Genomic DNA, 12,251 nt, shown 5'->3' on the forward strand with positions numbered 1-12,251 from the left:
TTTTTTGAAAAAACTAAGATATTTTTTTTAAAATCATTCTTGATCTGGCCTTATAGGCTGCACTGCCAGTATTATAATTGTTTTCTAAAGTGATCTTTAACTCAGGGTGAACCCAGTCAAACTCTGTACCTAATAGATATAAAGATGTCATAGAATACGCTTTGGGAGCTACTTTTTGATCTGTAATCAACCAATCAAAACAAGTTTCAGTAATGTGTTCTCGATGTATACGTGTAAGAGATTGTCGTACTTTAGGGTGTTTTTTCTGATAATATGCTATAATAAGATACTCGTATATTTTTGCTATAGGGCGTACGGCAGGGTGTTGATGTACCTTTGGTGCTAATGCTATCAGATTATCCAAATACGGTAAGATAGCTTCTAGCTTTTTCTTGCATAAAAATTCTAAGCCCCAAGAAGCTCTACACGAAATCTCATCATCAATTTTGGCACATATTTGTAAAAGTTCAGGTAGTAATTCGGGATGAGTATGAATCAAGTTAGCAAACGAACCTCTTTGTTCTCGAGAATGATTAATGTTACTAATAGTGTCTTCAAGAGATATCATAGAGTGCTGTGCTTTGGATTTCAAAAATAAAAAATAATCAATACAATGCCTATGCCTTGACATGTAACACAAAGTTAATATCTCCTTTTTTCTTAATATTCTAAATTTGAAGAAAAGGCATAATAGAAGATATTGATAATAATTACTTGTTAAAAACGTTATCTCTTCTGTAATAGGCTATGATCATGTTACTAAATAATTCGCACAATGCTTAAAAATATTTTTATTCTATTGCTATTGGTTTTGGTGATTGCACAATTTCTAAGGCCCGATAAGAACGAAGCTAGCTATGATACTATTGCCACCTTCGAGGAGCAAGCAATGGTCCCACAAGAGGTAAAGACTATTTTACAAGCACAATGTTATGATTGCCATAGTAATAGTACTAGATATCCGTGGTATATGGAGGTCAGCCCTATTTCTCATTGGATGGCACATCATATCGATGAAGGTAAAGAACATTTTAATGTCTCTGAGTGGGAGTCCTATACCGATAAGCGAAAAGATCATAAACTTGAAGAGTTTATAGAAGAGATTGAACATAAAGAAATGCCATTAAAACCTTATACGTGGATCCATGGCGAATTATCTAGCGGTGATGCCAAAAAACTTATAGATTGGGCAACACAACTTCGTGAACGTGATGATACAATACCTGTAGAAGATACATTAGATATAAAAATAAATGATTCATTAACCGTAGCAACTCCTGATACGGAGACCACAGAATAATACCAATTTATAAACGATTTGCTTATTTTGAAAGCGCCCAGTCATTCTTAGCCTGTTATTTCCAACAGGCTTGGAGTGACATTTTAGTACATCCTATCAATCTGAGCCTATCGAAGATTGCACTTTTCTAAGATTATGCAGTCCTTATATTATATGGTTAATAATTCATTAACCACCTTTGGGACTCCTGTTGTTGCTTTTTCGGCAATAATGGTAAGGCGATCCGATGGTGTTATAGATGGATTTGGATCAATAAAGTAAACAGGTGTATGATGTTGGATGTATTGTATTAAACCAGCTGCGGGATACACCTGCATAGAGGTACCAATAATAAGTAAAACATCTGCTTGCTCTGTTATGGATATAGCTAGATCCATCATGGGCACATCTTCTCCAAACCAAACAATATGAGGGCGTAATTGCGAGTTGTGTTCACAAAAATCTCCAAGATGCAGATCCTCTTTCCAGTCTAATACTAGGTTTTCATCAAACTGGCTTCGCACTTTTAGTAACTCACCATGCAAATGGATAACATTGCTACTCCCAGCTTGTTCATGCAAGTTATCTACATTTTGCGTAATGATAGATACATCATAATTTTTTTCAAGAGCTACCAAAGCCAGATGCCCTTGATTAGGAGCAACGGTTAGTAATTGACTACGTCTCTTATTATAAAAATCTAATACTAGTTCTGGATTATTTTCCCAGCCTATGGGAGAAGCTACTTCCATAATATCATGACCTTCCCACAAACCATTGGCATCTCTAAAAGTATTGATTCCACTTTCGGCACTAATTCCTGCACCTGTAAGGATTACTATTTTTTTCATGATCAAATATATATCGTCTGAATGTATCTTTAAAATTATTCAAAATTCTTGAAGAACGATACCTAAAAACAAATAGATTTTTTAAGGTCACAATATCAATAACTTAAGGGTTTATACATGTGAAAACCCACATTAATTACCAAAACCACTTGTTATTTTAAATATATGCTACTCTGGTATACTTAAATCAAGTTTTGAACGTTGTAAGTCATCGTAGGTTTTTTATCGATAAAGAGCGTTTAAAAGCCGACTAAAAGCAATGTGTAACTATCTGATTACAAAAGGTTTCCGTATTAATATTACGGTAAAACCGTATATAAAGAAAGGATGAAAACCCTATCTTGTAAGTAGATTTTTACAATGCTTATCAACCAACATTAATTTTTTAATCTCATACCCTATGAAATATCCTTATGTAATTATTGATAATGATCAAAAAATTGCAGATTCTATTCAAATCGCTTTAGACGAAAAAACAGATTATATCTGTACAGGAATCGCTAAAGACGAGCAAGAAGCATTGGATTTAATTTTAGAGAGAAAGCCCCGATTAGTCTTTTTAGAACCAGAAGTGCCAGGAATACACTGCGACAAAACTCAATACTCATTAATGACAGAGTTAGCCAAATACATGTCTGAGTTACCAGAGTTTATTGTGATCACAAAGACCTCGGAATATGCTATCGAAGGTATACGAAATAGGATTTTAGACTACATCCTTAAACCATTAAGTAAAAGCCAATTAGTAAGAACGCTTTTACGGTTCGAAAAAGACTTTGATCAAGTGGTTGACAGTACATTATGTTTTAAATCGTATGGAGATTATCGTTTTGTAGATGTAGAAGAAGTATTGTACCTAAAAGCCGATAATAATACTACCGATTTTATCATGAGTAACGGCAATAAGGTGGAGGCATTTAAGACCTTAAAACATTTTCAAGGTCTGTTACCAGATCATTTTGTACGCATTCATAATAGCTATATCATTAATACGCATTATGTATCAAGAATTCATTTTGGTAAGGCAAAATGCGCTATCAAAAACACCAATGATATGATCCCATTTTCTAAGTCTTATAAAATGAATGTAGAAGAAATCAAAGATAATTTGGCCAAGAAAAGTTTGGTGCAAATTTGATTTAACATACCATTATTTAAATATTAACCGATAGATAACAGCGTCTATCGGTTTTTTTTGTTATGTATCTTACTAGTACAATACATCAACAATTGTAATTAATTTCCTACAGTAAATTATAAGCTTTTTAAAATCCGTCCATCTACCCGTATAATTGGTACAAGTACTTCTCACATCGGGTCATTCACTAAACACACCTTAATATATTGGGCGCGCGAGGCACGGCGCCGTACATTTGTAGTGTACAATTAGAGAAGCACATTTTGCTTAAGTAAACTAAAGTATAATTCACCAGCGCAGTGGATGCCCCTTAATTAAAATTAGAAATTAAAAAGTTAGAAAAGTAGCAATGCTTTTCGCCCAAAAAACAACGTATTAAACTGTTAAAAAAGACAACTATGAAAACTATAAAGACATTATTCGCAATATTATTTTTAAGTACATTTTTTATCGCTTGTGAAGCAGATTCAGTAAATGATGAGGTAGGAATTGAAGATATTGAAACATTTGGAGAAGATGCAGATGAGGAAATACAACCTTCATAGAGGATGATTAATCAAGAAATTTAGAAAAAATTAAAAAAAGACAATTATGAAAATTATAAAAACACTATTCGCTATATTATTTTTAAGTACAATGTTTCTTGCTTGTGAAACGAATTCTGTTAATGAGGAAATAGGAATTGAGGATATAGATAATGTTTATGGAGAAGACGCAGATGAAGATATCCCACCAACTTTATAAATTTATATTAAATAGATATAAAAAATTAAGGAGAGACTAATGGAAATTAGTCTCTCCTTAATTTTTTTTGTAGTTTTTAATTATTATTTTAGGCTAATCTGTTTAATTCTAATTTCGAAATGAAACTTTTATTCAAAAAAACTTTGATATTATTTTTTTTGATTCTCTTCATTGGCTGTTCAGATAAATCAAAAGATAAAATCCACGAAGAAGATCAATTGAAATTGAATTTAATTGAATCTCATGTTGAGAAATCAAAAGATAGGTCAAGGTCAAAAAAAGAGCGAAAAGGAGAGTTAATAAAAGCTTACGGTATAGTAAGTACTTTGCCTAACTCAAAAAATAAGATAGAAGGACTTCATGCCATATCTATAGTATACTATTCTTTAAAAGATTATGGAAAGTTTAAGTATTTAAATTTAAAAGCGCTGGATCTATCGAAACAAATATCAGATTCCATCAAAATTGCTAAATCTAATGGTTTTTTGGGAATATATTATAGAAATAAAGAATTAGATAGTGCTTATAAGAGTTTTAAAGAAGCGGACAAAATCTATCTTTCTTTAGACAATAATTTAGGAGTGGATAAGACAGAATATGCGTATGATCATGGTAAAATTTTGTTAGATTTAGCCAAATTATCTAGAAAAGTTAAAAATTATACTGAAAGTGAAGAACTTACAGTAAGAGCTATTAAAAAATTTGAAATTGCGCAAGATGAAACCGAATCTTTCTTGCCTCTGTCTTATTCAAATTTGGGTACAGTTGCTAAGTATTTAGGGAGATATGATGATGCTGTTAATTACCATAAAAAATCTATAGAATATGCTAAGAATACGAACAAAGAGGTACGTTATGCAATTATCGGAAACAATAATATAGGAACAGTTTACAAATCTCAAAATCGTTATGAAGATGCAAAAAAGTATTACAATAAAGGATTGTCTTATAAGGAATTTTTAAAAAAAAGACCTAAAAGGTACACCTTGTTATTAGATAATTTGGCATATGCCAAATTTTTGTCAGGAGATAATAGTGAAAAGGTATTGGATTTATTTTATGAAGCGCTTAGAAAAAGAGATAGCGTTAATGATCTAGTAGGTATTGCGACCAATACTTTACATTTAGCAGAATATTATAAATCTGTTAATAATGATAGTTTAGCTAAATTTTTTGCGAATAGAGCAAAGAATACAGCCTTAGAGGTTAATAATAATGAAGAACTGCTTAGATCATATCAACTTCTTTCAGAAATTTCTGAAAGCAAAGTTGGTTTAGATTATGCTAAAAATTATATAAAGCTTAATGATAGTTTGGTCAAAGAAGAACGCTTATTTAGAGATAAATTTGCACGTATAGAATTTGAAACGGATGAAATGAAAGCTGAGAACCTCCAAATCAGTAAAGAAAATCAAATTTTAATCATCGCGATTTTGGGATTAACCGCGCTGTTTTTGTTAGGGTATATTATTTTTAGGCAGCAGCAAAGTAATAAAGAGCTCTTATTCGCACAAACCCAGCAAGAGGCCAATCAAGAGATTTATCGATTACTATTAAATCAGCAAATTAAGCTAGAAGAAGGTCGCCAACTCGAGCAACATCGTATGTCTGAGGAGTTGCATGATGGGGTACTAGGTAGATTGTTTGGAGTGCGATTAAGTTTGGATGGGATTAACCAACGGGCTAATGATGGATTTACCGAGGCACGTAATAAATATATAGATGAGCTTAAATCGATAGAAAAAGAAATACGCCTAATCTCTCATGATCTAGGTACCGAGGCCATACCGTCTGATGTGGCGTATATCGATGCTGTAGAGAGTTTGATTAGTGATCTGTGTGAGGTAAATAACTTACACTTTGAGTTTAGCAATGATGAGGATATAGATTGGGAGCATATCGATGACCAGAAAAAAGTAAACTTATTTAGAATTTTGCAAGAATCCTTGCAAAATATATTCAAACACGCCAATGCAGAAAGTATAAAAATTAATTTCGATTATATTGAAGATAAAATAAATCTTACTATCTTGGATGATGGAATAGGATTTAAAAGTAATAAGGTCAAAAAGGGAATTGGTTTAAAAAATATTACTTCGAGAGTTAGTCAGATGAGTGGAGTAGTTCAATTTTTAAGTAACAACAATGCAGGTACTGTGGTATCTGTTAGCGTACCAGTTTAATGTTCACACAATAATTCTTTGATAGAGATCATAATATTTGTGTTTTTAAAAAGTTAAATATTATGATGAGCCGTTCGAAGAGTAAAACAACAAATTTTTGAAATGAAGAAAAAGCTAAAAGTTCTTATGATTGATGATCACCCGATGATTATCGAAGGGTATAAGAATACCTTATTAGGAGAAAACCAAAAAGAGTATCAAATTAAAATTGATATTGCATCCAATTGTGATGATGCGTACGATAATATTGTAAAATCTTCAGAGTCTACTCCCTATGATATGCTTTTTGTAGACATAAAATTACCACCTTCATCTGATGGTAAGATTACATCTGGAGAGGATTTGGCAAAGCACGCCAAAGAAATGTTACCAAAAGCAAAGGTCATTATCCTTACAATGCATCGCGAAGATCACAGGATTCATAATATCCTTAAAAATATAAACCCAGCAGGGTTTTTAATTAAGAGTGATCTTACATCTAGTGAGCTCTTATTGGCATTTAATAATATTGTAAAAGGTAAAGCGTATTATAGTGCTACGGTAAATGATCATTTTAGAAAAATGATGACCAATAAGTTTTCTTTGGACGAAAAGAATCTTAAAATCTTGTATCATTTATCACGAGGTGTAAAAACTAAGAATTTACCAAATTATGTGAGTTTGTCTCTTAGTGCTATCGAGAAGAGAAAGAATCAGATTAAAGAGATGTTTTCGATTGCCAAAGCAGATGATCAAAAACTACTAGAAGAAGCTCGTAAAAGAGGTTTTATATAAAGAATACATTAAAATATCTATTATAAAAAAGGCTACCATTCTTGGTAGTCTTTTATTTTTATGGCAAAACCGTAAAATTTTTGTGGTAGGTATCTGATGTGATTTAAAGTTTTATTGATAATTTTAGACATATTAAGGTTACCTTAATGTTTTTAGAGTACACAATGTCATGAAAATGCAGAAGGATTTTATATTAATTACCCGCCCTTTTCTTATTTACTTTTCATATCTATAATTTTTCTACTCTATTAAATTACACTTGTCAAAAAGCAGATATGGCTATCTATGCACTAATATGCATGTATAGTAAATTAAGCAATGTTTAATATAATACCTGTTTATGAACAATTTTATTTTTTTATTAATAATGGTTGCTGTTTTTTTTCTACGATCATTATTCCTGTTTCTTAAACCACATATAAATATTGGCATACGTAGAAGTGTGATAAAAATGATAAAGGTTCTTTTGGATACCCTATATGATTATATACTTAGGAATACCCATAAAGTCATTTACTATAACCATATAACCTAGTAATATTTTTTTTAATAGGTAGTTAACTTTTAAAGAAACTACTCTGTATATGTAAAACTTTGGTGAGCCAGCATAGCAGAGACTTGAATAACGATAAACACAAAATTAACTATGATGAAGTTCAATAACTTTACTTCAAGGAATGAGTCAAAAGCTTGCCCCGCAGAAGAAACCCCTGAAACAACAAATGTAAAACAACTAGAGTATAAGTTAACCTATAAAATTGTGGGTGTAATAGGAATCATTACCCTTTTATTAGTAGGCTATGTTTTTGCAGCTTATTCTTTTTTACATAGTACTTTGGCCATTTTGTAAGATATATAGTCACGTTTTGTTTTAAAGACTGGGGTCAAATAGAACATGATTAACATACGTGCTCAAAATGACTGAGGTAAAGCCGTAGTTTTTTACGGATTCCCATAAATTACTGTAAATCAAATAGTTAAATAAATGTTAACTGAGGTTAAACCATATTTAATTTTTCTGTAATCGATTTATATCCAGTAGTTTTATCCCACTTAACTACACAAAATCATAATTCTAAATTTTTTAATTCACACACAACATTGTCAATTAACGTACTCAACTTTAATAGACGTATGTCTTGAGTGTCTTTAAATGTTCAAGAACAATTAATTTTTAAAACATTTTCAATTATGAAAGATTTATTAAGTTTAAACGGAGTAAAAACACTAGACAAATCAGCGCAAAAAACTATTCACGGTGGTGATTATGTGATGAATAGTTGTTTTGATTTTTGTCCGGGAACAGTTCAAGGGAATATCTTTACAGGGCAATGCACTTGTATTACAGGTTCTTAAAAATTAACTTATTTAAATAAAAAAGACCTTTCTTATTAAAGAGAGGTCTTTTTATTGTTTTTAATATTTTCTTCTAAATACTGCTCGGTAAAAATTAAAAATACGTAAATAGCAAATCGTCAATTTACGTGTCATAAAAGTGATTTTTATTGTTTATTATTTAATAGAAAATCTGTTTTAATGACGAATCAATATGTTAAATACTTGTTAAGCAATATATTAAGAAATATCTTGATATGGTTAAGCCATATTAATTTTGTGGTTTTAAGATATTGTATATCAAGGTATAATATCTAAATTTAGATAACTAAAGAAAAAGTATAATTTATATACAAGTATTTATATCAATAGGCAGTAATAATTCCCTTTATTAGAAAATATAATTAAACCCCTCTTCGAGTTATATTTCTAAGTGATTTTTTTAAAATTACAAAACTGCTTATATGATCTAGATTAGATAAATGTAGAGTCAAAGTGTTACTTATCATGCATTGCATGGCAGGTACTTAACTCAATGCTAACAATTATCTAAAAATTACCTCTTATGTTTAATCTGATTTTTTATACCCGTAAAAGATTCAAAAAAGATTTTATCATTAATCATGTTTTTTTTTACCAGAGTGTTTTAATAAGGTCTCTTACCTTAAGTAATCAATATAAAACTGTGTCTATTGGTACTGTATGAATTGTCTGTAAGAATTATTAATTAAGACTTGCAAGAATAGAATTATAGTACGATTTCCTTCTTAAAAAACAATATTGAGAACAAAAAACACAACAATATGTATCGTTTTTATAAATACGCATTAACATTATTATTCTTATGTAGTTCTGTTACCTTTTTCGGACAAAATATTAGGGACAAGATAGACGTAGAACCATATGAAAACTTCTATATACAAGATCAGATTTTTAACACTAGCGGCAACGACTTATTCTTGAGGAATGTTCAGTCTGATCAATCGGAAGTACCATCTTTTAGGTTAGCCAAAAGTACATTTAGTACTAAATCTCCATTAGACCCTCCTACCTTAGATCTTGATGAAATTGAAGCGGGTGATGATTATACCTTCTTTTTAGAACCGACTACTACTAATGTTTTTCGTATAACAAGAGGTAATGTTGCTATTACTTCGGATACAGGAACATTATCGGGTGCTTCTATTACAGTAGCAGGTAATCTAGATGCAAGTGAGCTTTTGGCAATACCCAATGCTGGAGGAGGTTTTGATTTATATTTTTTAGGTAATAATAACGATTTTACATATAATCAAGGAGGAGGTATAGTATTAAGAGTAGTCCAAACTGGAACGAGTTTTACCATTACAGAGACAACAAATACTCCTATTCCGAATGCCGTAATGGCAGATTTCTTGGAACAAATTTTCTATGGTGATTTAACTTCTCCATATTCAGAGGGAGTGAGAACCCTAGATGTAACCCTTAATGATACCACAGGAGGATCTTCAACCTCTCAAACTTTTATAAATGTTGTTGTAGCCCCAGATGCGGTGGATGATTCTAACAGTGTAGATATTAATCTTACCACTACCGCAACAGGTAACTTACTTACTAATGATGTAGATAATTCTGTTGGAGGAGATGTGCTTTCTGTTTCAGAAGTAAATGTATTCCCTGCTGCTGTAGGATCTACTTATAATACATTATATGGCTCTATAGTAGTACAATCCAATGGTAGTTATACATATACAGTAGATACATCAAATTCTGCGATAGCAGGATTAACTAGTACGACATCTCTGGATGATATTATTGCATATACCACAGAAGATAGTACCGGAGCATTTGATTACGGAATTTTAACAATTACAATAGATGGAGCAGATGATCCACCTGTAGCCGTAGATGATACCAACAGTGTTAGCGTAGGTGTTGTTACCACAGCCACAGGTAATGTGATAGAAGGTGATGGAGTTAATGGAGAGGATTTATTAGATAGACCTTTATCTAGATTGATCTGGGAAAACGAATTTGCAAACGGTACTCTTGTAGGCGGATCGACAGTAACCATAGGAGGAGTTGATTTAGATTTTACTTCATTAGACCCAGACGGTATAGGAACTGGATTTAATCAATCTTCCCAAAATACTTTGACCAACGGAGGACATACAGGATATCTTTTGTTTAATATTGATCCAGCAACAAACCCAGTTGCAGATACACAACTGGTGATTGATTTTAGCCAAGAAGTTTTTAATGTTGGATTTTTAATCACTGATATTGATTATTCTCAAGGGACAGCGTGGCAAGATCAAGTTACTATTCATGGATTTGCCGGAGGCTCTCCAACTCCAATAACGTTTCAATTTATTAGAACAGGAGGTATTGTAGAATCTGGGGGAGATACTTTTTATGGATTAGGTACTGCGATTGAGTCCGACGCTACAGGTAATATTAATGTTGCATTTCAATCTCCAATTGATCAATTAGTAATATCATACAATTATGGTCCTAATACCACCGATGCAGATCCAGGAGGCCAGATAGCTGGACTATCAGATATTTTTTGGCAAGGAGAGAATATTGTTAGTATTATTGAAGTCAATGGAGTTGCAGGTAATGTTGGAAACTCGATAGCTACTATGTATGGTTTTTTAACCATAAACGCAGACGGTTCTTATACTTATATTCTAGATCAAACGAATCCTGCTGTAATTGCTCTTGCACCAGGAGATACGTTGATAGATTCAACGCCTTATACCTTACAGGATAGTACTCCTAGTACTGATATCGCAAATTTAATTATTACTATCATAGGTACATTTGATACTGATGGAGATGGCGTTCGCGATCCTGTTGATATTGATGATGATAATGATGGTATTTTGGATATTACCGAAAACAGTTTGTCGGTTGACCCTTCAGCCGATGCCGATGGAGATGGTATTTTTAATTATCAAGATTTTGATAATAATGGAACAGGTACAGCTCCGGTATGTTTAGACGCTGATATTAACGGGGTTTGCGATACGCTAGACCCTGCTTTTGATACCGATGGTGATGGTGTTGCAAATCATTTAGATTTGGATTCAGATAATGATGGGATTCCTGATAATGTAGAAGCACAAACTACAGGAGGGAATATCATTTCCACAGCAACTACTCCTGCAGAATATACCACTAATAACGGGGTAAATAATGCGTATCTCACAACGAATGGAGGAGGTCCGGGACTCAATCCAGTAAACACTGATGGTGCAGCAGATGCTATTCCTGATTATTTAGATTCGGATAGCGATCAAGATACAATATTGGATATAGAGGAAAATGGAGATACGGATAATGCAATTACTACTTTTGCAGATGCTGATGGAGATGGAATAGATGATTTATTCGATACTGTGGATAATACTGTTACTTGGGATGTAAATGATGCGGTTACTACAGGTGATATTGCAGATTTACAAGCTACTTATGGAGATTTAGATAATGATGCTGCACCAACACCGATAGCATTAAGTAGCGATCTTTCATTTAGAGATAATTGTCAAATAGTAGCAGGAGTCATTGCTACAGATCAGACGGTATGTTCTGGTGGAGATGTAGCAGGCTTTAGTGAGACTACGGGTACTACTGCTGATGGTACAATTACCTATCAATGGCAGATCAGTACCACTAGCGATAGTGCTGGCTTTAGTGATATTGCTACAGCGACTACAGCGACGTACGATCATGGTACCGTCACGGTGGATAGTTGGTTTAGAAGAATAGATACCAGTACCTTAAATAGTGTAGCGTGTACAGCAACCACTAATGTGTTAGCAGTAACGGTAAACAATATTACTGCAGGAGTCATTGCTGCAGATCAGACGGTATGTTCTGGTGGAGATGTAGCAGGCTTTAGTGAGACTACGGGTACTACTGCTGATGGTACAATTACCTATCAATGGCAGATCAGTACCACT

The 12,251-nt window shown here is 32.6% G+C and carries 11 protein-coding genes; 9 read left to right on the plus strand and 2 right to left on the minus strand.

Annotated features, from left to right (window positions below; all coding sequences use genetic code 11):
• Positions 1-13: 13 nt before the first annotated feature.
• The gene (locus DK508_RS02825) at positions 14-631 is read right to left on the minus strand and encodes an adenylosuccinate lyase (protein WP_235016252.1); all 618 of its coding nucleotides are present in this window, start codon (positions 629-631) and stop codon (positions 14-16) included.
• A 144-nt stretch (positions 632-775) separates the two neighbouring features.
• Between DK508_RS02825 and DK508_RS02830 the strand changes: the two genes are divergently transcribed.
• Positions 776-1,300 (plus strand): heme-binding domain-containing protein, encoded by a 525-nt coding sequence (locus tag DK508_RS02830; RefSeq protein WP_109299229.1) that lies wholly within the window; start codon positions 776-778, stop codon positions 1,298-1,300.
• Between the two features lie 149 nt (positions 1,301-1,449).
• Here DK508_RS02830 and DK508_RS02835 read toward each other — a convergent pair whose 3' ends face one another.
• Positions 1,450-2,130, minus strand: a complete 681-nt coding sequence (locus DK508_RS02835) for an NAD-dependent deacylase (protein WP_109299230.1) — start codon at positions 2,128-2,130, stop codon at positions 1,450-1,452.
• Between the two features lie 400 nt (positions 2,131-2,530).
• Between DK508_RS02835 and DK508_RS02840 the strand changes: the two genes are divergently transcribed.
• The 8 genes from DK508_RS02840 to DK508_RS02865 all read left to right on the plus strand — a co-directional run.
• Positions 2,531-3,268, plus strand: a complete 738-nt coding sequence (locus tag DK508_RS02840; protein ID WP_109299231.1) for a LytTR family DNA-binding domain-containing protein — start codon at positions 2,531-2,533, stop codon at positions 3,266-3,268.
• Positions 3,269-3,666: 398 nt separating this feature from the next.
• Complete coding sequence (locus tag DK508_RS21000) at positions 3,667-3,813, plus strand: hypothetical protein (RefSeq protein ID WP_160114537.1); 147 nt, start codon at positions 3,667-3,669, stop codon at positions 3,811-3,813.
• A gap of 46 nt (positions 3,814-3,859) precedes the next feature.
• Positions 3,860-4,012: a hypothetical protein gene (locus tag DK508_RS21005; protein ID WP_160114538.1), complete on the plus strand. Its 153-nt coding sequence runs from the start codon at positions 3,860-3,862 to the stop codon at positions 4,010-4,012.
• Positions 4,013-4,131: 119 nt separating this feature from the next.
• Complete coding sequence (locus DK508_RS02845) at positions 4,132-6,195, plus strand: sensor histidine kinase (RefSeq protein ID WP_109299232.1); 2,064 nt, start codon at positions 4,132-4,134, stop codon at positions 6,193-6,195.
• A gap of 102 nt (positions 6,196-6,297) precedes the next feature.
• Positions 6,298-6,969: a response regulator gene (locus DK508_RS02850; protein WP_109299233.1), complete on the plus strand. Its 672-nt coding sequence runs from the start codon at positions 6,298-6,300 to the stop codon at positions 6,967-6,969.
• A 646-nt stretch (positions 6,970-7,615) separates the two neighbouring features.
• Positions 7,616-7,819, plus strand: a complete 204-nt coding sequence (locus DK508_RS02855) for a hypothetical protein (RefSeq protein ID WP_235016254.1) — start codon at positions 7,616-7,618, stop codon at positions 7,817-7,819.
• Positions 7,820-8,160: 341 nt separating this feature from the next.
• Complete coding sequence (locus DK508_RS02860) at positions 8,161-8,325, plus strand: hypothetical protein (protein WP_160114539.1); 165 nt, start codon at positions 8,161-8,163, stop codon at positions 8,323-8,325.
• Between the two features lie 782 nt (positions 8,326-9,107).
• Positions 9,108-12,251 (plus strand): S-layer family protein (locus DK508_RS02865; RefSeq protein ID WP_200831832.1); only part of this gene is annotated, 3,144 nt, incomplete at its 3' end.

This window comes from Aquimarina sp. AU474, from assembly GCF_900312815.1.
Classification (GTDB): domain Bacteria; phylum Bacteroidota; class Bacteroidia; order Flavobacteriales; family Flavobacteriaceae; genus Aquimarina.